Source organism: Thiovibrio sp. Mzg5, from assembly GCF_055379285.1.
The window spans coordinates 361,647-383,557 of sequence record NZ_AP022872.1 but is presented as its reverse complement, the minus strand read 5'-3'; the positions used below and the strand labels follow the sequence as shown (position 1 = coordinate 383,557).

Genomic DNA, 21,911 nt, shown 5'->3' with positions numbered 1-21,911 from the left:
GGGCCCTTCCCGCCGTCAACGCCCGCCGCCTCTCGGGATTTTCTCCCTCTGCGCAAACCGATCAGTAGGTAAGCCCCACCCGATCGCGGACCAAGTCCAGGGTGACGGTCGCTTTTTCCCTGGCCTTGCTGGCGCCCCGGTGGAGGATATCCCGCACCTGGTCAGGGTCGGCCAGCAGCTGGTCCCGCTTCTCCCGGGCCTCGCGGAAGTACTCCCAGAGCAGGTCGAGCAACTCCAGCTTGATCTTGCCGTACATGGCCCCGCCGTTCACATAGAGGCCATGTACCTCGGCCAACCGATCCGCGGGGGCGAACAATTTATAGAGGCTGAAGAGATTGCATTTCTCCGGATCCTTGGGCTCTTCCACCGGGGTGGCGTCGGTGACAATGGCCATGACCTTTTTCTTCAACTCCTTCTCGGTGGCGAAGATGGGGATGGTGTTGCCGTAGGATTTGGACATTTTCTGCCCGTCCAGGCCGGGGATGGTGGCAAGGTTGTCGTCGATGACCGGCTCGGGCACGACAAAGGTCTCGCCGAAGGTATTGTTGAACTTGATCGCGATATCGCGGGCCACCTCCAGATGCTGCTTCTGGTCCTTGCCCACCGGCACCCGTTCGGCCTGGTAGAGCAGGATGTCCGCGGCCATGAGCACCGGATAGGAAAACAACCCGTGGCTGGAAGCAACGCCCTTGGCAACCTTGTCTTTATAAGAGTGGCAGCGCTCCAGCAACCCCATGGGGGTGAGAACGGAAAGAATCCAGGTCAGCTCGGTGACCTCGGGCACATCGGACTGCACCCAGAAGGTGCAGCGTTCCGGATCAAGCCCCAGGGCGAGAAAATCGGTGGCAGCCTCAAGGGTGCCCCGCGACAACCGCTCCCGGTCCTGCACCGAGGTGAGGGCATGAAGATCCACGATAAAGGCGTACAAATCGCTGGAATCCATGCTGGCGATCATGGAGCGCATCATGCCGAAGTAGTTGCCGATATGAAGCTGGCCAGAGGGCTGAATCCCGGATAAAATTCTCATTACGTTCTCTCTTGGTAACGGACAGGCGGAAGAGGAGGCCCAACCGGGCGTAAGCCGCCGGATTATCACTGCGCATCATACATCTACTCTAAGGCAGTGGATGTTAAAAAAAAAAGGCAAGACCGGCAATGTTTTTCTGCCCGCACGGTCACGCTGCTTTTTTATGACTATCCCGTTTGGGGCCTAAATTAAACAAAAATCACAGGATATAACTGTTCAGCAGTGCCGCAGATGCGCGAAAGAGGCCTACGAAGTGTGCTGGTGCACACGAGCAGGCCGATGACAAAGCAGATGCGGTGCTGCTGGCCAGTTATAGATTGACAGCCGCAGCGGCCAACGGTACACCTTTGCATGCATTCCCAGCAGATCGAGGCAATGGAGAGACCATGAAAAAACATACCTGTATCCCGGCCCTACTCACCCTGGTTTTCCTGGCAGCCAGTTGCACCTTGCCCGCCGTGCATGACCCCACTCCCCGCAGGGACCAGGAGACGAAGGCGGGCGCAAGCGCCCCGCCGCCGGAAAAACCCGCCCCGGTGATTCGTCCTGAAACAAAAGGGAAGCGCATTTCTCTGATCCCCAAGGACAATACGACGCAACCAGCCACAGAAACACCGCCGCCGGACAAAACCCTCAGCCAAGGCCAGGAGCCGCCGCAATCGGTTCCAGCGCCGGCTTCGCCACCACAGCCGCCGGCGCCGCAGCCTCTGGTTTTCACGGATTACAACACCGGTCTGGTCTTCAGCTACCAGCGGCCCTGGCGGGTGGTATCAACCCAGGGAGAAGGATCTGTCCTTGGGAGAGACGGGAAATCCCAACTGACTACCCGTTTTGTCACCCTGACCACGGACAAAGACAAGAGTACACAAAGAGGATATTTTTATGTGGCAGGGGACAGCATCGCCGGAGCAATCGGCAAAACCGTACAATCCATGTTTGGCGTCGGAGACAAGCACACAACGCAGGGAAAAACACCCTTGGATGTGCTGCTGACCCAAAAACATTTCCCCAACCTCATCATCGAAAAACGTTACCGGGGAAACGACGGCGGGGTGATCGTCCAGAAATGCCGCCACAAGCAGCTACCCGGCTCATTCCAAGTATATCATGTATTCATCGAGGACAAGGTTGCCTCATTCAGCCTGTCCGAGGTAACAAACCGCCAGCTCAAGTTTGAGATGCAGCAAATCGTGCTCTCCACCAAGAAACCATGAAGACCGCAGGCCATGGAAACTGACCCGGAGCGAACATGACCAAGCCAAGATTCCCCAAGCCGTTCAAACACGACCATCCGCCGGTACAAAACGTCAACCAAATCATTGCAACCCAGCTGACCTTCGGACAAAAAGCCTCCGACTGGGTCGCCATGAATCTGGGGAGCTGGTGGTTCATTATCATCCAGACCATAGTCCTGGCGATCTGGGTTATTTTGAATGTTACCGCCTGGATTCGCCACTGGGACCCCTACCCTTTCATCTTCATGAATCTGGTGCTTTCCCTGCAAGCCGCCTATGCCGCACCCATCATCATGATGAGCCAGAACCGGCAGGCCAATCGAGACCGGCTGGAGGCTCGCAACGACTATCTGATGAATGAAAAAGCCGAACAGGAAGTCCGGGCCATTCTCGAACATCTGGCGGCGCAGGATGCAGCCCTGCTCGAAATACACCAGTTGCTTGCCGAGTTGCGGGCGCAATCGGGTCTTCCCGCACCTACCCCCCCGCACCAAGAAATCAGCTGAGCACCGGGCACGCTCTCACAAAAAAATCCTCTTCCCGACCAGGAAAGAGGATTTTTTATGACACAACCTCAGTACTATGAATTCAGGTACTGCCTGATCCCATCGGCGATGATCTTGAAGATCTCGGTGAACCGCTCCTCGTTGCGCTCAAGCAGGGTAATCCGGAATCCATTCAACTCGGTGGCGAAAGAAGAAAGCGGCACCACGCAGACGCCGGTGGCTCCCAACAGATAATAGACAAACCGTTTGTCACAGGCCACATTCGGTCCGCACACCAGACTTTCCACCTGAGCGCGAACCTCCTTGTTGCCGATGGACAGGGTCTGCCGGCTGTTCAGTCTCCCTTCCTTGAAAACCACGCTCATGTAGAACGCGCCGTTGGTCCGATTCACCAGCACGCCGTCGATGTCCTTCAGGGCATCGTAGGCGATGTTGGAAAACTTCTCGTAGCGGCTGATCCGCTCCTGCAGATAAGGAACATACTGCGGATGGCTGAGGATGGCCGGGATCGCCCGTTGCGGCAGGGTGGTGGAACAAACCTCCACCATCTTGGCGTTCAAAATCGAGGTCACATACTTGGCGAACATGGGATCGCGGTCACCGTTGTAGACCTCGATCCAGCCGCAGCGGGAACCGGGCCAAGGCATTTCCTTGGAGATGCCCCGCATGCAGATGGCCGGCACATCCCCGATCACCTCGGCCAGGGGCAGGGTTTTCTGGCCGTTGTAGATGATGGCCTGGTACACCTCGTCGCAGATCACGAACAGGTCGTATTTTCTGGCCAGCGCCACCATGCCCCGCAGAGTCTCCTCGGGGTAGACCGCGCCGGTTGGGTTGTCCGGGTTGATGATCAGGATGCCGGCCACGGCCGGGTTGTACTTGATCCGTTTTTCCAGATCATCGAGATCCGGATACCAGTAGTTGTTGGGGTTCAGCCAGTAGGTTACCGGCCGGTCTCCGGCGTGCGCTGCTTCCGCCGAGGAATGGGTGGTGTAGCTGGGCGAGGGCACCACCACCCGGGCGGTTGGCCGCAAAAAGCCGAAAACCTTACTGATCGCGTCGCCCAGGCCGTTGAAAAAGATGATGTCATCGGGGCCGATCTGCGCCCCGCCGCGCTTGTTGGTCCTGGCGGCAAGGAATTCCCTGGTGGCCAGCATCCCCCTGGTCGGACAATAGCCGTAGGTGGCGTCCTCCATGACCAGATCGGAAACAACCTGCTTCATCCACTGGGGAATCTTTTCGCCCTTGGCAATGGGATCGCCGATGTTCTCCCAGTAGACCTTGGTCCCCAGCTTCTGCAACCTCTCGCCGACATTGACGATGTTGCGGATCTCATAGGTCAATTCTCCGGCGCCGCTATGCAGGATATCAGTACGCATGCACGTAATCTCCCTTCAAAAAAATCGTAACTGTGACGTTGCGGCCGGCGAGATCTGCAATCAAATCAGGGGAGTACAATCGACGGTGTGGCAACACACCTCGCCCAGGCGCAAGGATAAAGGGTATTTATTAACACCAGCCCTTGCCAGAAGTCAATAAGTCCTTTATCCGGGGGGCAACATTGCCGATAGAGAGGGTAAGAGGTGGGCGGAAAGGCCCATGATCAGCCCACGCAGGCAGGAGGTATCGGAATGGCAATCATTCGGTTTTCGATTCTCGGCAAGGTGGTTCATTTCGGGGCCAGGGAGCGGCAGAAGATCACAAGCAGCGGCTGCAACGAACCCTACAAGGACCGATACTGGTGCCCAAGAAAGAAATGGTTCAACAAGGAGCCCTGCCCCTTTCTCTGCCTGCGGGAATGCGAAAATTATCAGGCCATGTGCGGCAGCGTCTGAACGCTGCCCACACCATGAGCCAGATAACAATTCCTACGTCCGGTCGGCAAGCGAGACAAAGGGCCGCCGTTTCGGGCCGACATAGACCTGTCTGGGACGGCTGATCCGCCAGTCGGGATCATCCCACATCTCCTTCCAGTGGGCGATCCAGCCGGGCAGACGACCGAGGGCGAACATCACCGTGAACATATTGGTGGGGATGCCGATGGCCCGGTAGATGATGCCGCTGTAAAAATCCACGTTGGGATAGAGGTTTCGTTCCACGAAATACTCGTCCCGCAGGGCCACCTCTTCAAGCTCCTTGGCGATATCCAACAGAGGGTCGGAGATATTCAGAGCCGTCAACACATCATCGCAGGCCTTCTTGATGATCCGCGAGCGCGGGTCGTGGGTTTTGTAAACCCGATGCCCGAAGCCGACCAGGCGGAACGGGTCAGCCGGATCCTTGGCCTTGGCGATATACTTTTTGTAGTCCCCGCCCTCCGCATGGATCTGGGTGAGCATCTCCATCACCGCCTGGTTGGCCCCGCCGTGGAGCGGCCCCCACAGGGCGTTGATTCCGGCGGAGATCGAGGCGTAGAGGTTGACCCGTGCGCTGCCTGCCACCCGCACCGTGGCGGTGGAGCAATTCTGCTCATGGTCGCCGTGCAAAATCAACAGCTTGTTCAGAGCCCGGACCACCGTGTCGTTGATCTCGTACGGCTTGACCGGAGAATCAAACATCATGTTCAAAAAGTTGGCGCAGTAGCTCAGATCATGCCGCGGATAAACCAGGGGCTGGCCCATGGATTTCTTGTAGGAAAAAGCGGCGATGGTCCGCACCTTGGAAAGCAACCGGGCCGCCATCTTGTCGATGTTTTCCAGGGGATTGTCCAGCATGTCCGGATAGAAGCTGCACAGGGAGTTGACCATGGAGGAAAGAATGGCCATGGGCGGGCTGTTGGGCGGGTAGCCGTCGAAGAAGCGGATCATGTCCTCGTGGACCATGGCGTACTTGCCGAGCAGCTGGCTGAATTTGCTCAGCTCCGTCTGGGTGGGCAGACTGCCGTGATCCAGGAGATAGGCGACCTCGACAAAGGTGCAATGCTCGGCAAGATCCTCAATGGCATAGCCGCGATAGCTCAAAATGCCCTGCTCCCCGTCCAGGAAGGTGATGCTGCTGCAACAGGAGCCGGTATTCATGAAGCCGCTGTCCAGGGTGATGTAGCCGGACTGGGCGCGCAAGGCCCGGATGTCGATGGCTTTTTCCCCCTCGCTGCCGACGATGATCGGCAACTGGTAGACCTTACCGTCGAGCTTCAACTCCGCTGTTTCTTTACCGACAATCACATTTCCCATAAGTGCCCTTCGCTGCGACCCCGCTCTTCTCGGGGGCTGCTCGCCTGTATTTTCAAAAACCGTAATGAAAGATCGTCTCAAATCGATTAATATACTTAAATAGTTTTTTTTCAACAAGTAAGAACCTGACGCCGCCCGCAAGGAGAGCTGTGGCAATGCACGAAAAAACAGAATTGTACCGGCAGCGGCTCAAAAAATTTATCGAGGAGGTCACCCTCTATCCGGTCTCCTGCGAGCGGCTGGCCAAGGGCCGCAGCGATCTGGCCTGGTTGGAGGCAGTGCTGGCCGGAGGGGCAAAAATCGTCCAGCTGCGGGACAAGGAATCCGACAGCCTGCGCCTCTGCGAAAAGGCCCGAATCTTCCGCCAGAAAACCCTGGAGGCCGGCGCCCTGTTCATCGTCAATGACCGGGTGGATATCGCCCTTGTCAGCGGCGCCGACGGGGTCCATCTCGGCAACAGCGACCTCCCGGCAGCAGAGGTCCGCGCCCTGGCCCCGGAGCTCATCATCGGCGTCTCCTGCAACACGGAAGAGCAGGCCGCCACCGCGGAAAACCGCGGGGCCTCCTACTTCAACATCGGCCCGCTCTACGCCACCCAGACCAAGGACGGTCTCTCCACCTTCCTCGGCCCCGGAGCCATTCAAAAATTCAGCGCCCGCAGCGCCCTGCCCTTCACGGTCATGGGCGGCATCAAGAAAGAACATATCCCGGAACTGACCGCCATGGGGGCCAGACGCTTGGCCGTGGTCACGGCCCTGACCTGTGCCGATGACATCGCTGCGGAAACCAGGGCTTGGCTGGCCGCGATCCAGCACCAAACAACGCTTGCCTGAGGCAAGAAGACAACAAAGGAAAAACCGTGCCCACCCTCACCCAACGACTCGCCGACATCAAGCTGCTCATGCAATACGCCGTGCCTCCCGCTGATCTGACCACGGCCGCTGCCCTGGTGGAAAAACACGACACGGACAGCGTGGCGCTGAACATCTTTCACGCCTTTTACAGCTACCTGCCCGAGGGGTTGGAAGACGCCATCACCGTTCTCCGGTTGCTGGACCGCAGACAGGGAACCTTTCTGATCTGCGCCAGCACCGGGCAAACCGACTACCTCTACCTGGCCACCACCGAACAGGCCGAATTCTTGGGACCCCTTGCCGAGGGCATCTGGGAGGAGGAGGTGCTGGCCTTTTTCAACCTTGAAGGCCGCGAGGCCTTTCTCAAAAAGTATGCGGACCTGACCAACTTCCCGGTCTATGTCCCGGCCCATCTGCACCACGATCTCTGTCCCTTCTGCCATGTGGCGGACGGCGAGGTCCACATCCTGGGCTGCCCGGTGGAGATCTGCCCCTGGTGCGGAGGGCAGCTGACCTCCTGCGGTTGCCGCTTCACCCTGCTCGGCAAATCGGACCTGAAAAGCGAAACCCAGCTGGAAGAGCTGCTGACCCTGCTCAACAAAAAGGGGAGGCTCCCCTTCTCTGCCGAGGAACACCGGCCCGCTTATCCCCTCACCCCGCTCGACCTGGAATAGCCGGGCACTTGTCACTATCCCGTTTGATAGACGAAAACCACGGCACGTAAGTGCCCAGCAGCGCCGCTTCGCTGCTGCCGCAGATGCGCGTGTCAATTGTCGGCAGAAGTGTCCGACAAAGAGGCCGGCGAAGTGTGCTGTCGCACACGAGCCGGCCGATGACAGCTAAGCGAGCGCAGAGCGAGACTGCGAAGCAGATGCGGTGCTGCTGGGCAGTTACAGTTATTTGAGGGTTTTCAGGTAGCGATAAAACGGCGAGTCCGGGGAGATCACCAGTCGGGTGTTTTCCCCCATGGTGTGCCGGTAGGCATCCATGGTCTTGGTAAAGGCGTAGAACTCGGGGTCCTGATTGTAGGCGTCCGCATAAATCCTGGCGGCTTCGCCATCGGCCTTGCCCTTGATCTCCTGAGTCTCCCGAGCGGCCAGGGAGCTGACCTCCTTCAACTCCCGATCAAGCTTGCCGAGGATCTCCGACTTCTGTCCCTCGCCGGTGGAGCGCTTTTCCGCCGCGATCCGCTTGCGCTCTGAAATCATCCGCTCATACACCCGCTGCTGGACCGTGTCGATATAGTTGACCCGCTTGAACATCACGTCCACCAGTTCGATACCATACTGGGGCGTGACCTTGGAGGCGGCGGCATGGATCATGGCCGAAATCTTGTCCCGGCCGTAGCGGATCTGCTCATCCTTGCCCACGGGGCCAAAGCCCATGGCTTCCGGATCCCAATCCGAACTGCGGATGATCTCCACCAGGTCATTCTTGTTGACCAAATCCCGGACCGTGCCGTCGATAATATCATCAAGGATGGTCTGGGCCCGTGTCTCGTTGTTGACCGCCTGCAGGAAAACCAGGGCGTTGGAGATGCGCCAGCGCGCCGTGACATCCAGATAGACAAAGGTCTTGTCATTGGTCGGGATCTGATTCGGGTCCCCGTCCCAGATGAGAATCATCTTGTCGAAAAAAGTCACCTCCTGGATAAAGGGGGTCTTGAATTTCAAGCCGGCCTCGGTGATGGGCTTGCCCACCGGACGGCCAAACTGGGTAATCACCGCCTGCTTGCCCTCGGGCAGAACAAAAAACGCATTGGCCAGCACCACTCCCGCCGCTATCACCACCGCTATCAACACACCACGCAGTATTCTATTCACTGGCTTCCCCTGTCTTTTTCCTTGGCCTATCCTGCAACCTGGACGAAACGCGATTTTTGACTAGGGTGCCTTCGAAGTACCCTTGGACCCACCCCGCACGTCGAGAAAGGGCAAAAGCCCCCCCTTGTCCCCGTCAACCACATAGATCTCGGCGACCTTGGGCAGAACCTCCTGCATGGTCTCCAGATACATGCGCCTCCGGGTGACATCCTGCCCCCCCTTGTATTCCTTGAGGATGGCCAGAAAACGGGAGGCATCGCCCTTGGCCAGATTCACCCGCTCCACCGCGTAGCCATGCGCCTCTTCCAGCACCTTTTTCGCGTCGCCGCGGGCCTTGGGCACCTCCCGGTTGTAGGCCTCCTCCGCCTCGTTCACCAGCCGCTTCATGTCCTGATCTGCCTCGTTGACCTCGTTGAAGGCAGGTTTCACCTGTTCCGGGGGATTCACGTCCTGCAACTGGACGGTGACGATCTTCACCCCGGCCTGGTACCGGTCCAGCGAGGCCTGAACCTCACGCTGGGTCGCCGCCGCCAGGATTTCCCGGTTGCTGAGCACGTAATCAAAGGTCATGTTGCCGACGATGCGGCGCAGGGAAACCTCGGAAATATCGCGGACCGCCTGCTTGACATCCTTGACCTTGAAGGCAAAAAAGACGGGGTCCTGCACCTTGTACTGGATGATCCACTCCAGGTCGATGACATTGCGGTCGCTGGTGAGCATGAGCGACTCGGCGCCATAGCCTGTCTTCTCAAACTCGCTGCGCTGCCCCGGGCTCTTGGTTCGAAAGCCGAACTCCTCCTTGCGGACGTTTTCCACATCGACCTTGATGACTTCGTCCATGAAGGGCAGCTTGAAACTTAAGCCCGGCGAGGTGGTTTTGACATATCTGCCAAAACGCAGCACCACGCCCTGTTCGCCTGGAGCGATGGTATAAAAGGCGGAAAACAGGAGAGCGCCCAGAAAAAGACTGCCGATGATCAGGCCGAGCCTGCCGAGGCGGCCAAAGAGCCCCATACCGAGATCCGGTCCTGAGCGGCCGCCCCCGCCGATTCCGCTCTTCTCCCCGCCGCCGCTTCCTCCGTCAAAGAACTCCTTGAGCTTGGTAAGCACGAGGGCAATAACCTCTTCCGGGGTTTGCGGGGTTTTTTTCTTGCCCCAAGGTGGCTGCTGATCCTGATCATCCCAGGCCATGGGCTCAACTCCTTTTTTGAAAAAATTCGTACCAGATTTCCATGCAGCATGGGGAAACATCCGCTCCCTGCCCGACCTTGAGACATCACCCTACCAGTCTTACCAGGGCGGTTCAAGGCCCAAGCGCAGCGCAACCAGTTATTCCGTTGAGTTCGACACACCATCTTTCTTCTGGTGATGCACCAGCAGACGGTTCCAGGGACGGCTTCAACCGCCCGCAGCAGACTCAGGGGATTGGAACCAATCACCGGTCCAGATGGTTGCGCAAAAAATCGGCCAGAACCTCCACCCAGGCCGGGCGCATGAAGATAAAGCCGTCGTTGTGGCCGCCCGCCAGGGGGAGAAAGATCTTGGGTTCCGCCGCAGTAGCGAACAGCGCTTGACCATGCCGAAACGGCACGATCTCGTCCTCCGGGCTGTGGGCGATCAGCACCGGGCAGTTTATTTTCGCCAACGCGGCGCGGCTGTCATAGCGCAGGCGCACCAGCCATTTCACGGGCAACCAGGGATAGAGGTCGGCAGCCAGTTCCGGCACCGAGGTAAAGGCCGAAGAGAGTACCAATGCGCCCGGTCGTTCCCGGGCGGCCAGCCAGGTCGCCACTCCGCCGCCCAGGGATTCGCCGAAGAGAATGATACGCTGGGGCGGTATACCGCGTTGCCGGACCAGGTAATCCCAGGCAGTTTGCGCGTCGCGGTACAGACCTTCCTCGGAGGGTTGGCCGGTGCTGCGGCCATAGCCGCGATAATCGAAAATCAGAACACTGTACCCCAGGCGATGGAACATGGCGATGGTGTCCAGGCGGTGGGAAATATTCCCGGCATTGCCGTGCAGGATCAGCACGCTCGCCCGCGCCTGCGCCTTTGGCACGAACCAGGCGTCCAGCCGTTCGCCGTCCGGCGTGACCAGGGTCAGCGGCTGGTAGTCAAGGCCATGGTCGCGTGGGGTGGACTGCATCTCCCGCCCGACCTGCGGGTAATAGAGTAATTTCTCCTGGGAGAAAAACAGCAGCGCGGAGACACCCCCGTACGCCAGCGCCAGGGCGGCCAAAAGACTCCAGATCATTTTGCCCCTCCTGCCAATACGATGCACAAAATCCTCCCTGCATTCGACTGCGGCACCAAATTTACAAAGACGCCAGCCCGGTCGTGTCAGGCAGTTGCCGCGGATTCCCCCGGGTGCGCTGGCAGAATCCGGCGGCGTTTCAAGCGCCATACAACCCCATACACCGCCAGCGCGGCGACCAGATGCTTGACCGTGTGCCCGCTGACGAGGCCGTGGGTCAGGGTGAAGATCGGCCGGTCGCTCAAGTCGCACAACAAAGCCAGGCCATACAAGCCGATGACGATCAGAATGTCGCGGTCGCCGCTGTAACGGGGCGGATAGAGCCAAAGCAGCAGCGGCAGCAGCATCGGGGTGAGCTGCATCAAGCCGTAGAGACGCAGGTCGCCCATGCCATGCGCTTCGCTCCAAGCCCAATAGGCGACGCTGCCGAACCCGGCGGCGATGAGCAGCGGCAGCAGACGCAGCCCGGCGGTGGGACTCACCCGCTCGCAGAGGATGGCGGCGAACCAGGCCATGAGGGCCAATGCAATGGCGGCCCGATCCCACACCAGTCTCCCGTTGTCGGGGGCCAAATGATAAAAGCCCGAACCGAAGCCGATCAGGATGGTGGCGAAAAAAAAGAGCGCGTAGGGCAGCGCTTCGTGCGGCTCAATAAAGGCGCGCCGGACTGAGGAACCAGAGAGGAAGCGTAAGCCCACCACACCCATCAGCACGAAGAGGGCATTGGAAGCAGTATCAAGGCAATGGGGCAGGCCAAAACAACCGCGCTGATCGGCGAACCGGTGGTATTCGAGGGGCTGCGGAATGCGCGGCAGCGCCCAGGTGAAGCCAATAAGCGCCGCCATCAGCAGGGCCAGGACGAGTCCCTTGGCACCACGGGGGCTGACCTTGCGCCAGGTGCGGCTCATACCCCTTCACCGCGCTGCGCCACCGGATATTGCCGCAGGTTGGCCAGCATGCCGGCCAACCGCTCGCCTATCTGCAATCCGACCCCCTGCTGCAGATAGGCCCCGAAATTACGGGGGCAAAGGTCGACTTCCGCCGGAACACCTTGCAGGGAATGCTTCCGCCATATGGGTTCCATGGGGTCTCCTTTGCCGGGTGAAGGTCAGGGAGAAATATCAGGCCCCGTTAACTGTCCCGCAGCGCCTTCGGGGGGATTCAGCCAGAAAGCTCGAACCTTCCCAAGGGAGACAGGGCGTACAGCCAGCACCCGAAAACCAGCGCCAGGCTGCCGCAAAAAAGCAGCCATTGCCCACCGGGAGCAAGAACCCGTTTCCCGGCAAACCCCAGGGCGACAAGGAGCATCCCGACCAGCAGGCCAACGGTTACCCCCCAGAAATGCGCGCCCAGATCGGTCCTCTCTCCGGAAGAACCCATGAGCGCCAGCAGGCTTGCCGCACTGCCCAGGGCAAGCACCATTTCCTGCCAACCGCCGATCCGACGCAGACGCATACCGCTCAACATGCCGACCATGCCGAAAACCGCGGTGGAGAAGCCAATGGAATGGTAGAGATCATCGTGAAAAAACACATTGATGGCATTGGCAAGAACACCGGTGAGCAGCACCGAGAACCAGGCAATACCGCTGCCAAGATGCCGGCAGAGGGAATAGACCAGCAGGCCGCCGAAGAAGATGTTGCCAAGAAGGTGCACGCTGTCCGCATGCAGGGTAAGGGCGGTGATCAGCCGCCACCACTGCCCGTCGTTCATCACCCGGGCCCGGTCAAGGGAACCGCTGGCAAACCAGTGACTGTGGCTCTCCCAGCCGCCGGTAATGAGATGGAAAATAACCAGCCCGCCCATAACCGGCAGCACGGGCGGCGAGTTCTCGACTATACCCTCCCGATCGGATCGTGTTGCCCGTTCCGGCGGCCAGTTACGGTTTTCTTCGGTAAAAAGGAGCAACTCTTCGCTGGCGCGGGAAGTATTTTCCGCTGAAACCAGCAGCTGCCAGCCCGCCTCGCCATGGTGCAGGCGATGATCGATATCCGCGGCGTCCAGCACCAAGGACCAAAGATGGGCCAGATCCGCCTCCGGAGTCATCCCGACAGACACCTCCCCGGACTTAGTTGCCATCGGCTATTCCCCGCCGAATTTCAGCGCCTCACCCTGGGCCCCCTTCCGGGAAAGCATGACAATATCAACCCGCCGATTGAGCTTCCTGCCTTCTTCGGTGGCGTTATCCGCGATGGGCCGGTATTCGGCATACCCGGTCACGGACAACTTGGCACCCTTGAACCCGTGTTTCTCAACGAGATAGTGGACAATGCTGTTGGCCCGAGCCGTGGAGAGTTCCCAGTTCGAGGGAAAAGCCACGGATTTGATTGCCACATTATCGGTATGGCCTTCGATGCGGAGGGTATTGTCATAGCGGGAGATGGAGGTGGCGATCTTGTCCAGGATGGGCAGGGCTGCCGGCTGCATCTGGGCGGAACCGGAGGGGAAGAATCCCGCCTCCTTCAGACTGATCACCAGGCCCCGTTCGTTGACGGTCAACTGCACCTCATTCTTTGCGCCGTATCCTTGGAGATTGTCCTCGACCTCCTTCTTGATCTGGCTGAACTCCTGGGCCTCGGCGGCGGCAGCGGCCTCATCCTGGGCCTGAGACGGCACCGGCTGCTCTACCGCTTCGGGGATCAGGCCAAAATCCTTGTTGCCGATGACCTTGAGAGCCGGGGTTAACGTCTGCGGCCCGGAGAAGGAGGATTGGATGGAGGCCTGCACCTCCTCCATTTTTTTCTGATCCACGATGGACATGGCATAGAGCATTACAAAGACGGCAAAGAGCAGGGTGATGAAGTCCGCATAGGAGACAAGCCACCGCTCCAGATTCGGTTCCTTCTCATGGGCTTTTTTTCGTTTCGGTCTGCTCATGATAATCGTTCCCCACGGGCGCTATTTTTTTTCGGTAGCCACTGGATAGCAACCGTTCAGCGGTGCGGCTGAAAGGTTACTGCTCATGAGCCGCCCGCACCTCGGCTGTAGATCAAGACCCCGCTGGTCAGGGTGAAACCCCGCAACCGTTTTTCGATCATTCTGGGGTTCTCGCCTTTCTGAATGGCAAGAAGGCCCTCGATCACTATTTCCCGCTGGAGAATTTGCTCCTTCAATCTTTTCTTGAGCTTGGTGCTGATGGGGATGCAGACAATGTTGGCGGTCATCAGGCCGTAAATCGTGGCCACGAAGGCCACGGCGATTCCCGCGCCAAGCTTGGAGGTGTCGGAAAGATTGTTCATTACATGGATCAGTCCCAGAACCGCGCCGATGATGCCGATGGTGGGGGCAAAGCCGCCGGCGGCCTCAAACACCTCGGCGCTGACCTTGTGACGCTCCTCGAAATTGGTGAGTTCGATCTGCAGGACCGCCATGACCTCGTCGGGGTCCATGCCGTCCACCACCATTTCCAGCCCCTGCCCCAGAAAGCGGTCCTTGACCCGCTGCGCATCCTGCTCCAGGGTTATCAGGCCGTTCTTCCTGGCGGTGCTGGCAAAACCGACCAGCTTGCCGATCAGATCCTCCGGATCTTCCTCCTGGGGAAAAAAGGCCGTGGCCGCACTGCTGAAGGCCCGCAGCAAATCAGGAAGAGGAAAGGAGACAAAGGTTGCGCCAAACGTTCCCCCCAAGACAATAAGGGCCGCCGTGGGCTGGAGAAGGGCGTCGATGTGGCCACCCTCAAGAAGCTGGCCGCCGATCACGGCCCCAAAGCCCATAAACAGGCCGATAAGGGTAGCTATATCCATATGCTGTGCGACTCCGTTGAGTTATCCAAGGGGAAATGCCCGTATTATAGCACGGTTCCCCCTTCCCAGGTCAACAAAAAGAGAGGCGGACGCCGCAGAAACCGAAAGACTCCGCATATTGGCATCCAGACTTACCAAACCGCTGCGCATCGCAAAAAAAAAGGCCATGCCGAAGCATGACCAGATTTTTCACCGCAAAACATTTTTCAAGATGGTGCCGAAGAGAAGACTCGAACTTCCACGAGGAAACCCCCACTAGGCCCTGAACCTAGCGCGTCTACCAATTCCGCCACTTCGGCACATCAGTGAGAGGCGATAATAATTTTTTCGGGGGGTGTTTGTCAAGACAATTAACCGGGGCCTCTGTAAAAAATCTCTCCTGGCCGCGGCTTGACCTTTTCGGGGTTGTCGCCTATTGTGTGGGCACACACAATCAGGACGCCCATTACCATGGATATATACACGGACATCAACGACATACCAGGGCCTTTCCCCAGGGCTGCAGTCACCATCGGCAACTTTGACGGCGTTCATCTGGGCCATCAGATTCTGTTCTCCGAGGTGGTGAGCCGCGCCTATCGGAACAGAGGGACCAGCGTGGCCGTCACCTTTGAGCCGCATCCGCTCAAGGTGGTCCGACCCGACATCGGCCTCAAGCTCATCTCCACCCTCGAACAGAAAAAAGAACTCATCGCCCTGGCCAATATCGACGCGCTGATCATTCTCCCCTTTACCCGGGAATTTGCCAACACCCCGGCCGAGACCTTTGTCGATCAGGTTTTGCGCAAGGCCATCGGCGTTCAGGATCTGGTGGTGGGTTACGACTACGCCTTTGGCAAAAGCCGCCAGGGCGACATCCCCTTTCTTAAGGAGCAAGGCAAAGCCAAAGGTTTCACCGTCTCGGTGGTGGAGCCGTACTATGTAGAGGGGATGCTGGCCAGCAGCACCAAAATCCGGGAACTGGTGGGGCTGGGCAAGATGAAAGACGTCAAAAAACTGCTGGGGCGCTACTACCAGATCCGGGGCGAGGTCAAAATGGGCCAACAGCGCGGCGGCCCACTCTTGGGTTTTCCCACCGCCAACCTCGCCATTGCCGAAGAGGATCTCTGCCCGCGCCTGGGGGTTTACGTCACCCAGGTAATCTACGACGGCAAATGCTACGGCGGGGTGCTCAACATCGGCTACAACCCGACCTTTGCCGGAAGCCAGCTTTCCGCCGAAACCCACATCTTCGATTTCAACCAGGACATCTACGGCAAGCCGATCAAGATAAACCTGCTCCGCTTCCTGCGTGGAGAAAAAAAGTTTTCCGGGCCCGAAGAATTGGCCGCCCAGATTGCCATGGACGTAGCCGAAGCCAAGAAGGTTCTCGAGGATGCCCAAAAAGAAATCCGCCTGTCCTGCGAAGAAAAATACAACCGCTAAAATAACGAAAGGCCGAGAGCATGTGCTCCCGGCCTTTTTTTTGTACTCAATTCTTTTATTTCTTCTCAGCCGCAGCTAAACACTTGGTCATTTCCTATGGCCAAAACGGCATCTTGTAACAATTCCTAGAAATCTTCGAACGCATCCTCGTCAAAGGGAATGACGTCCTTGCCCGTTTTCTTCGCCGCTGCCGGAGCAGCAATGGCCTGAGGCTTTTTTCCTCCCGCCTTTGCAGCGGAAGGTGCGCTCAAGGCCGGTGCGGACTTCCTCCTCGCCTGCCGTCCCATTTTCGGCGCCGCCCCGGATTTTCCCGTGCCAGAACCGGAGCCCACCCCGCCGCTGACCAGATGGTCCAGGTCATCCACATACTTCTTCATGTACTCGGCTTGGGCGCTCAACTCTTCCGAGGCGCTGGCCGCCTCTTCCGAGCTGGCCGCGGTTTGCTGGGTCACTCGGTCGATCTCGGTCATGGCCGAATTGACCTGGTCAAGCCCCTGGGTCTGCTCATGGGACGCACTGGCGATTTCATCCACCAGACTGCCAACCTTGGCCGCCACCTCGGCAACCTCGCAGAAATCCTCGTTGGTCTGGACCAGCAGATCCTCGCCCTCTTTCACCTTTTTCACAGTGCCTTCGATGAGATCTGCGGTGTTACGGGCCGCTTCCGCCGCCCGCATGGCCAGGTTGCGCACCTCGTCGGCGACCACGGCAAAGCCGGCCCCGGCCTCCCCGGCCCGGGCAGCCTCGACTGCGGCGTTTAAGGCCAACAGATTGGTCTGGAAGGCAATCTCATCGATGGTTTTAATAATCTTCGAGGTCTGTTCGCTGGCCTTGGAGATTTCCCCCATGGCCACGGTTTGCGCGGCCATGGACTGATTGGCCTTGCCCATCACCGTATTCACCTCGCGCATGAGCGAATTGCACTCGGCAGCGTTGTCGGCATTGCGCCGGGCCATGGTCGAAACCTCTTCCAGGGAGGCGGAGGTCTCCTCCAAGGAGGCCGCCTCTTCGGAGGCACCTTCGGCCAGCTGATGCGCTGCGCCGGAAAGCTGGCCGGAAGCAGAGGTAACCTGGGCGGCGCAGTCTTCCAAACCGCTAATGATCAGGCCAACCGGGGTGATGACAAAACGGGACAAACTCCAATACACGGCAAGACAAAGAGCCAGCACCACACAACCGATGGCCAGGACAATGACCATCCCCAGCCGCCAGGAAGCCGCCGTCAGCTCCTCCTGGGTGACCCGTACCTGTTCCTCGATGCGGCGGGAGACCTCTTCCGAGTTTTTCTCAACCCCGGCAAAGCTCAAACCCACCTCGACAAAACCGATGGTCTTGCCATCGAACAGGATTTCCTTGCGCAGGGTCTCCTTGGCTTCCTCCTGATCCTTGGCTTCGGCAACCACATTCTTGTCCTTGCCGTAAAAGACCACGGAGACAACGTCTTCGTCATTCTTGGCGTTGTTGGCAAGCCTGGTCATGGAATCAAAATCATACCCCACGATCAGGGCCGACCCTGTCTGGGCCAGGAGCGCGGCGATGGACTCCCCCTTCTGCCGCATCTCCCCGGCCAGCAGCTTTTCCTGCGCCGCCTGCTCGGATTTGAGCCGGGCGATAAACTCCTCCGCCTGCTTGCCCTGGGAATGGCTGGCGGTGTAAATAGCCACCACCGCCAATACGGCCATCAAACCCTGCGCCAGGACTGAGACGATGAGAATAAACCTGGCAGCAATTCCTCTTTTTTTCGAAGCCATCTGATCTCCCGAATTCGTGTAAGCGTTTCCCTAAAACAAAGAAACGTGGCTCATTTCCTGACAAGGTAAACGTTCAGGACCGCCGCAGATGCACGTGTCAATTGTCTGCCTGCGGCCGACAATTGACACGTGAGCTATAGCCGCCTGGCAACAAGCCGACAACAAAGCTCCTGCGGTGCGGCTGAACATTTACTGATTTGTTAGTTGGCAAAGGCCCCATATTTAAGAGCCTTCAGGCATTCCCGCACGTTTTTGAAATCAGCAGGCGGTGCCCAGCCGAGGATTCCGGCTTTTTTGGCCGCATCGGAATCAGGCTTCACCGCCATGAGGGCATCGCCGAGTTTTTTGACCTTATCGGCATCAACATGCTTTGCCGCAGCCATGGGCCACTCGGGATACAACTCGGTGCTGTGGACAAAGGGAAAGCTGTCTTTGACCTGGTTGATGATCTTAAAATCGGCCATGGAGATTTTGCCTTCCGCTGCCATGGCCTCCAGGGTATCGGTTCTGACACTGCCGGCATCCATGGCCCCGTTTTTCACGGCCAGAACGACATTGTCATGCTTGCCGCCTTCCTTGAACTCGGCAAAATCCTTCCGGTAATCGATCCCGTTCTGGAGCAGCAACCGCATGGCCATCTGGCCGCCGCCAAAAGAGGAGGCCTTCACCACCATGAATTTCTTGCCCTTGAGGTCGGCAAGATTATTGATGGGGCTATCCTTGCGCGCAAAGATAACGCCGCCGAACTCCTTGACCGGTTTGCCGCCCGCCGAGTTGATCTGCATGGCCACGGGCTTGGCACCGTAAAGTTTTTCTATCTCCACGAAAAAGGCGGAGTTCGCCAGCACAAAATCGATCTTGCCATCTTTCACCATGGGCTCAATGGCGGCAAACTCCAGGGGCATAATGGTAACCGGCTCGCCCATCTTGCCGGTGAGATACTCGCCGGTTGCGGCCCATTCCTCCATGACCTTGGGCGCCCCCCGCAGGGCGAGGATACCGATCTTGATTTCCGCCTGAGCCGCCGCGACAAACATGGCGCTGGCCAGCAGGGCCATGCCCATCATCCCGATTTTCTTGCTGCTTCCCATAACACTTCTCCTTGCTGTATTGTTTCATGCTTTTCCCGGATAATCCGGAACCCTATACAGGCACGACAAGGAACCTTCCGGCGCAGGCCTAGGGGCGCGTCGGAAGCACAATGAATAGGTAGTAACACCCACACAGTATTTATTGTATAATTTTCAGGAAGATAGTGTCAAAGAGAATTATCCTTTTTAAAAAAATTTTCAGCGGAATCACTGGGCCAGACAGAGACCGTCCCGAACCAGGATGGTTCGATCGCCATGACGGCAGGCGTCCGGGTTATGGGTTACCATGATGATGGTCAGACCTTCCTCGTTCAACTGACGGAGCAGGGCCATGACCCCTTCGGCCGTCTCGCTGTCCAGGCTGCCTGTGGGTTCGTCGGCCAGCAGGATGGGCGGGCGGTTGACAATGGCCCTGGCAATGGCGACCCGTTCCTGCTCGCCGCCGGATAGCTGATCCGGCAAGCGCTCCGCCTTGGCGCCGAGTCCCACCTTTTCGAGAACCGAGCGGGCCATCTCGTCCTGCTCTCTGGCGGAGATGCCGGTGATGGCCATGGGCAGCTTGATGTTTTCCAGCACCGTCAGGTAGGGGATGAGTTGGAAGGACTGGAAGATGATGCCGATGTACTCGCTGCGGAAATCGGCCCGCTGTTCGCTGCTCAGGCCATAGATATCCAGGGAATCGACCAGAACCTGCCCCCGGCTCGGGTGGTTGAGCCCGCCCAACACGGCCAGCAGGGTGCTTTTCCCGGAGCCGGATTGCCCCATGATGCTGATAAACTCCCCATCGTCCACCTGAAAGTTCATATGCTTGATGGCGTTCACCGTACTGGCCCCGGTCTGATAATCCTTGCCGATGTCTCGGATCTCAATGAGATGGCGCACTGCGTTTTCTCTTGTATGCATGGGTTCTCCTTACAGGGCCCGCAGCGCTTCGCTGGGGTCAAGACTGCTGCCCTTCCTGGCCGGATAGAGGCTGGCCAGCAGGCTGAGGGAAATGGAAAGCAGAATGGCAAGGGCGCCGAGGGAGAGATTCACCCCGGCAAAGGTTCCGTTGGGGATGACCAGGGGCAGCACCGCCCAGGCGATGAGATTGCCGCTGACAAAACCAAGAAAGCCGCCAAGAAACCCGACCACTATGGCCTCCAGGAGAATGATCTGCATGACATGGCCCCGCCGAAAACCGATGGCCCGAAAGATGCCGATCTCGCGGGTCCGTTCGTTCACCGCCCCCATCATGGTGACAAAAACCAGAAGCGAGCCGATGAAGATCACCAGCCCGGCAATGCCGTAGCTGAAGGCCTTGAACAACTCGACGGACTGCATCTTGGCCATCACCGCCTGCTTGAGCGCCGTGACCTTGGCGCCGGGAAATTTTTCAGCAATCTGCAAGACCATCTCGGTGATCGGACAATCCCGGCAGAAGGCCGCGATCTCCACCAGGGAAATAACGCCCTTTTTCCCCAGCACCTCCTGCACGGCATGGAGATCACCGATGATCATGCCGTCTTCCGCAGCCCCGGTGGATTCAAGAATTGCGGCCACCCTAAAAGTCCGGCGGCCAAGGGGCACGGTGTTGCCGACGGCAAGATCCAGGGTCGTGGCAGCCTCGGCCCCGACGATCAGCTCATCCGAGGCCGCAGGCGCGGGTCCCTCCAGATGCCACCAGGTTTTCAGCGGCAGCTCCACCGCAAAATCAACCCCCATCAAGAGCACCTGCTGACCCATGACCTGGGCCGCGCCAAGCACCTTGGGGGCCACCGCCCCAAGATTCTCACGGTTTTCAATCTCCCGAATCCCGGCGATATCTTTTTCGGCAAACTCCTTCACCGCATAGTTCACGCCGCCCACGGTGATGCCGCCATAGCTCAGGGCAAGATTCTCGCTTTTGGGCACCATGACGATGTTGGCGCCAAACCGGTCCAGCCTGTCTTCAATATCGCGGGTCATACTTTCCGTGATGGACAACAGGGTAACAATGGTGGCGATCCCGAGCATCAGACCGAGCACGAGAAAGATCACCTTGCCCTTGCGGCGCATGAGGTTGTTACAAGAGATATGATAGAGCTTCATCTGTTTTTTTCCCGCGCAGGCCGGTCGGGCTACTGGCCTCCGGTCGCCGCAGCCTCCTTTTTCATGGTATGCATCCGCTGGCTGTGGCCCACTTCATTGAGAAGCACCGCCTGCGCGCCCTGTTTCAGGAGAAAGGCGGAAATCCTTGCCGTATCAAGCACCCCCTTGTTGTAAGTAACGACAACCCGCGAGCCATGACCGTCCACCACCACATCGCGCACTCCCTCCTGCTTTTTAAGTTCCGCCAGCGCCTGCTCCGACCCGGACCGCTCCCCGGACAATTTGTAAATGGCGTCCTCAAGCTGGCGGTTTTGCAGAAAGGCGATGGACCTGGGGATAACGACCAACCCCAGGCCAAGGAGAATGGCGATGGCAACAAGAGTCACCACGCGGCCGAATCCCAACCCCCTTTTCCTCACCCCCAGAACCCGCTCCCGTTTTTTCCGGTATTTTTCAAGATCGTAAACCATCCGTGGTGTTGCTCCTTACTTTTTGAATTTGCAATACCAACTGTTCTGGTCGATATCGGCCATGGCGATCACCAGCTTGTCGCCTTCAATTACCCTGGTCAGAGGAGCCGGATTACAGCCGCCTTTCACCTCGTTGATCTTGGCCGAAGGAAACCGCATGCCGCAATTTTGACAGACCATCTCATCGCCGCTCTGCTCATAGCCCTTGCCTGCCCGATAGCAAACGTCGCAGGCGTCCATGGCCGAGCGGATGACACCATCGCTGCTTTTAATTACAAAGAACGTCACCATCACTCCATCGGTGGCCTGCACCTTAAAATGGTGGGCCTTGCCGTCACTGACGGAAGCCAGCGGAATTTCCAGTCGGCCCTTTGCCGGAGTAAGGGCCACCACCTTGTCCCCCCAGAAACCGGCCATGGCCGTGCCGACGAGCATCATAGACATCGCCACCGCTGCAACTACTACAGATGTTTTTTTCACCACGATTCT

The 21,911-nt window shown here is 58.4% G+C and carries 23 protein-coding genes and 1 tRNA gene; 6 read left to right on the top strand and 18 right to left on the bottom strand.

What is annotated here, in order from left to right; all coding sequences use genetic code 11:
• Positions 1-61 precede the first annotated feature (61 nt).
• Positions 62-1,027 (bottom strand): tryptophan--tRNA ligase, encoded by a 966-nt coding sequence (gene trpS, locus ACZ46D_RS01800; RefSeq protein ID WP_464928329.1) that lies wholly within the window; start codon positions 1,025-1,027, stop codon positions 62-64.
• A gap of 386 nt (positions 1,028-1,413) precedes the next feature.
• Here trpS and ACZ46D_RS01795 point away from each other — a divergent pair, with 386 nt between their 5' ends.
• Both ACZ46D_RS01795 and ACZ46D_RS01790 read left to right on the top strand, forming a co-directional pair.
• Positions 1,414-2,241: a hypothetical protein gene (locus ACZ46D_RS01795; RefSeq protein WP_464928328.1), complete on the top strand. Its 828-nt coding sequence runs from the start codon at positions 1,414-1,416 to the stop codon at positions 2,239-2,241.
• A 35-nt stretch (positions 2,242-2,276) separates the two neighbouring features.
• The gene (locus ACZ46D_RS01790) at positions 2,277-2,768 is read left to right on the top strand and encodes a DUF1003 domain-containing protein (RefSeq protein WP_464928327.1); all 492 of its coding nucleotides are present in this window, start codon (positions 2,277-2,279) and stop codon (positions 2,766-2,768) included.
• A 74-nt stretch (positions 2,769-2,842) separates the two neighbouring features.
• On the opposite strand, the gene ACZ46D_RS01785 is transcribed toward ACZ46D_RS01790, so the two are convergent.
• Positions 2,843-4,147 (bottom strand): pyridoxal phosphate-dependent aminotransferase, encoded by a 1,305-nt coding sequence (locus tag ACZ46D_RS01785; RefSeq protein WP_464928326.1) that lies wholly within the window; start codon positions 4,145-4,147, stop codon positions 2,843-2,845.
• A 252-nt stretch (positions 4,148-4,399) separates the two neighbouring features.
• On the opposite strand from ACZ46D_RS01785, the gene ACZ46D_RS01780 reads away from it, so the two are divergent.
• On the top strand, positions 4,400-4,603 hold the full coding sequence (locus ACZ46D_RS01780) for a hypothetical protein (protein WP_464928325.1): 204 nt from the start codon (positions 4,400-4,402) through the stop codon (positions 4,601-4,603).
• A 33-nt stretch (positions 4,604-4,636) separates the two neighbouring features.
• On the opposite strand, the gene ACZ46D_RS01775 is transcribed toward ACZ46D_RS01780, so the two are convergent.
• The gene (locus tag ACZ46D_RS01775; RefSeq protein WP_464928324.1) at positions 4,637-5,941 is read right to left on the bottom strand and encodes a citrate synthase; all 1,305 of its coding nucleotides are present in this window, start codon (positions 5,939-5,941) and stop codon (positions 4,637-4,639) included.
• A gap of 155 nt (positions 5,942-6,096) precedes the next feature.
• On the opposite strand from ACZ46D_RS01775, the gene thiE reads away from it, so the two are divergent.
• Entirely contained in the window at positions 6,097-6,774 is a 678-nt protein-coding gene (gene thiE / locus ACZ46D_RS01770; RefSeq protein WP_464928323.1) for a thiamine phosphate synthase, read from the top strand.
• 26 nt (positions 6,775-6,800) lie between these two features.
• Positions 6,801-7,469, top strand: coding sequence for a hypothetical protein (locus tag ACZ46D_RS01765; RefSeq protein WP_464928322.1), 669 nt, complete (start codon positions 6,801-6,803; stop codon positions 7,467-7,469).
• A gap of 222 nt (positions 7,470-7,691) precedes the next feature.
• Here ACZ46D_RS01765 and hflC read toward each other — a convergent pair whose 3' ends face one another.
• The 9 genes from hflC to ACZ46D_RS01720 form a co-directional block, all read right to left on the bottom strand.
• Positions 7,692-8,618 (bottom strand): protease modulator HflC, encoded by a 927-nt coding sequence (gene hflC / locus ACZ46D_RS01760; protein ID WP_464928321.1) that lies wholly within the window; start codon positions 8,616-8,618, stop codon positions 7,692-7,694.
• 60 nt (positions 8,619-8,678) lie between these two features.
• Entirely contained in the window at positions 8,679-9,809 is a 1,131-nt protein-coding gene (hflK, locus tag ACZ46D_RS01755; RefSeq protein ID WP_464928320.1) for an FtsH protease activity modulator HflK, read from the bottom strand.
• A gap of 244 nt (positions 9,810-10,053) precedes the next feature.
• The gene (locus tag ACZ46D_RS01750; protein WP_464928319.1) at positions 10,054-10,872 is read right to left on the bottom strand and encodes an alpha/beta hydrolase; all 819 of its coding nucleotides are present in this window, start codon (positions 10,870-10,872) and stop codon (positions 10,054-10,056) included.
• 86 nt (positions 10,873-10,958) lie between these two features.
• The gene (locus tag ACZ46D_RS01745; protein ID WP_464928318.1) at positions 10,959-11,780 is read right to left on the bottom strand and encodes a hypothetical protein; all 822 of its coding nucleotides are present in this window, start codon (positions 11,778-11,780) and stop codon (positions 10,959-10,961) included.
• The gene (locus tag ACZ46D_RS01740) at positions 11,777-11,956 is read right to left on the bottom strand and encodes a hypothetical protein (protein WP_464928317.1); all 180 of its coding nucleotides are present in this window, start codon (positions 11,954-11,956) and stop codon (positions 11,777-11,779) included. The genes ACZ46D_RS01745 and ACZ46D_RS01740 overlap by 4 nt, the downstream gene beginning before the upstream one ends.
• A gap of 77 nt (positions 11,957-12,033) precedes the next feature.
• A complete protein-coding gene (locus ACZ46D_RS01735) occupies positions 12,034-12,951 on the bottom strand; it encodes a rhomboid family intramembrane serine protease (RefSeq protein WP_464928316.1) in 918 nt (305 codons plus the stop codon).
• Between the two features lie 3 nt (positions 12,952-12,954).
• Complete coding sequence (locus ACZ46D_RS01730) at positions 12,955-13,749, bottom strand: OmpA/MotB family protein (RefSeq protein ID WP_464928315.1); 795 nt, start codon at positions 13,747-13,749, stop codon at positions 12,955-12,957.
• Between the two features lie 83 nt (positions 13,750-13,832).
• Positions 13,833-14,615, bottom strand: coding sequence for a flagellar motor protein (locus ACZ46D_RS01725; protein WP_464928314.1), 783 nt, complete (start codon positions 14,613-14,615; stop codon positions 13,833-13,835).
• A 212-nt stretch (positions 14,616-14,827) separates the two neighbouring features.
• Positions 14,828-14,914: transfer RNA gene (locus ACZ46D_RS01720), tRNA-Leu, on the bottom strand.
• Positions 14,915-15,065: 151 nt separating this feature from the next.
• On the opposite strand from ACZ46D_RS01720, the gene ACZ46D_RS01715 reads away from it, so the two are divergent.
• Positions 15,066-16,040 carry a bifunctional riboflavin kinase/FAD synthetase gene (locus ACZ46D_RS01715; RefSeq protein WP_464928313.1) on the top strand — a complete coding sequence of 325 codons (975 nt, stop codon included), beginning with the start codon at positions 15,066-15,068 and terminating at the stop codon, positions 16,038-16,040.
• A gap of 125 nt (positions 16,041-16,165) precedes the next feature.
• Here ACZ46D_RS01715 and ACZ46D_RS01710 read toward each other — a convergent pair whose 3' ends face one another.
• From ACZ46D_RS01710 to ACZ46D_RS01685, 6 genes are all read right to left on the bottom strand, one after another.
• Positions 16,166-17,791: a methyl-accepting chemotaxis protein gene (locus tag ACZ46D_RS01710; RefSeq protein WP_464928312.1), complete on the bottom strand. Its 1,626-nt coding sequence runs from the start codon at positions 17,789-17,791 to the stop codon at positions 16,166-16,168.
• Between the two features lie 200 nt (positions 17,792-17,991).
• Complete coding sequence (locus ACZ46D_RS01705) at positions 17,992-18,882, bottom strand: phosphate/phosphite/phosphonate ABC transporter substrate-binding protein (protein WP_464928311.1); 891 nt, start codon at positions 18,880-18,882, stop codon at positions 17,992-17,994.
• A 207-nt stretch (positions 18,883-19,089) separates the two neighbouring features.
• The gene (locus ACZ46D_RS01700) at positions 19,090-19,785 is read right to left on the bottom strand and encodes an ABC transporter ATP-binding protein (RefSeq protein WP_464928310.1); all 696 of its coding nucleotides are present in this window, start codon (positions 19,783-19,785) and stop codon (positions 19,090-19,092) included.
• A 9-nt stretch (positions 19,786-19,794) separates the two neighbouring features.
• Positions 19,795-20,952 carry an ABC transporter permease gene (locus ACZ46D_RS01695; protein ID WP_464928309.1) on the bottom strand — a complete coding sequence of 386 codons (1,158 nt, stop codon included), beginning with the start codon at positions 20,950-20,952 and terminating at the stop codon, positions 19,795-19,797.
• Between the two features lie 29 nt (positions 20,953-20,981).
• Positions 20,982-21,422 carry a hypothetical protein gene (locus ACZ46D_RS01690; RefSeq protein WP_464928308.1) on the bottom strand — a complete coding sequence of 147 codons (441 nt, stop codon included), beginning with the start codon at positions 21,420-21,422 and terminating at the stop codon, positions 20,982-20,984.
• 15 nt (positions 21,423-21,437) lie between these two features.
• The gene (locus tag ACZ46D_RS01685) at positions 21,438-21,902 is read right to left on the bottom strand and encodes a Fe-S-containing protein (RefSeq protein WP_464928307.1); all 465 of its coding nucleotides are present in this window, start codon (positions 21,900-21,902) and stop codon (positions 21,438-21,440) included.
• Between the last annotated feature and the right edge of the window lie 9 nt (positions 21,903-21,911).

Bases quoted from the DNA above. Each gene is read 5' to 3' on its own strand.
- trpS (WP_464928329.1), bottom strand. From the start codon at position 1,027: ATGAGAATTTTATCCGGGATTCAGCCCTCTGGCCAGCTTCATATCGGC.
- ACZ46D_RS01795 (WP_464928328.1), top strand. From the start codon at position 1,414: ATGAAAAAACATACCTGTATCCCGGCCCTACTCACCCTGGTTTTCCTG.
- ACZ46D_RS01790 (WP_464928327.1), top strand. From the start codon at position 2,277: ATGACCAAGCCAAGATTCCCCAAGCCGTTCAAACACGACCATCCGCCG.
- ACZ46D_RS01785 (WP_464928326.1), bottom strand. From the start codon at position 4,147: ATGCGTACTGATATCCTGCATAGCGGCGCCGGAGAATTGACCTATGAG.
- ACZ46D_RS01780 (WP_464928325.1), top strand. From the start codon at position 4,400: ATGGCAATCATTCGGTTTTCGATTCTCGGCAAGGTGGTTCATTTCGGG.
- ACZ46D_RS01775 (WP_464928324.1), bottom strand. From the start codon at position 5,941: ATGGGAAATGTGATTGTCGGTAAAGAAACAGCGGAGTTGAAGCTCGAC.
- thiE (WP_464928323.1), top strand. From the start codon at position 6,097: ATGCACGAAAAAACAGAATTGTACCGGCAGCGGCTCAAAAAATTTATC.
- hflK (WP_464928320.1), bottom strand. From the start codon at position 9,809: ATGGCCTGGGATGATCAGGATCAGCAGCCACCTTGGGGCAAGAAAAAA.
- ACZ46D_RS01750 (WP_464928319.1), bottom strand. From the start codon at position 10,872: ATGATCTGGAGTCTTTTGGCCGCCCTGGCGCTGGCGTACGGGGGTGTC.
- ACZ46D_RS01745 (WP_464928318.1), bottom strand. From the start codon at position 11,780: ATGAGCCGCACCTGGCGCAAGGTCAGCCCCCGTGGTGCCAAGGGACTC.
- ACZ46D_RS01740 (WP_464928317.1), bottom strand. From the start codon at position 11,956: ATGGAACCCATATGGCGGAAGCATTCCCTGCAAGGTGTTCCGGCGGAA.
- ACZ46D_RS01735 (WP_464928316.1), bottom strand. From the start codon at position 12,951: ATGGCAACTAAGTCCGGGGAGGTGTCTGTCGGGATGACTCCGGAGGCG.
- ACZ46D_RS01730 (WP_464928315.1), bottom strand. From the start codon at position 13,749: ATGAGCAGACCGAAACGAAAAAAAGCCCATGAGAAGGAACCGAATCTG.
- ACZ46D_RS01725 (WP_464928314.1), bottom strand. From the start codon at position 14,615: ATGGATATAGCTACCCTTATCGGCCTGTTTATGGGCTTTGGGGCCGTG.
- ACZ46D_RS01715 (WP_464928313.1), top strand. From the start codon at position 15,066: ATGGATATATACACGGACATCAACGACATACCAGGGCCTTTCCCCAGG.
- ACZ46D_RS01710 (WP_464928312.1), bottom strand. From the start codon at position 17,791: ATGGCTTCGAAAAAAAGAGGAATTGCTGCCAGGTTTATTCTCATCGTC.
- ACZ46D_RS01705 (WP_464928311.1), bottom strand. From the start codon at position 18,882: ATGGGAAGCAGCAAGAAAATCGGGATGATGGGCATGGCCCTGCTGGCC.
- ACZ46D_RS01700 (WP_464928310.1), bottom strand. From the start codon at position 19,785: ATGCATACAAGAGAAAACGCAGTGCGCCATCTCATTGAGATCCGAGAC.
- ACZ46D_RS01695 (WP_464928309.1), bottom strand. From the start codon at position 20,952: ATGAAGCTCTATCATATCTCTTGTAACAACCTCATGCGCCGCAAGGGC.
- ACZ46D_RS01690 (WP_464928308.1), bottom strand. From the start codon at position 21,422: ATGGTTTACGATCTTGAAAAATACCGGAAAAAACGGGAGCGGGTTCTG.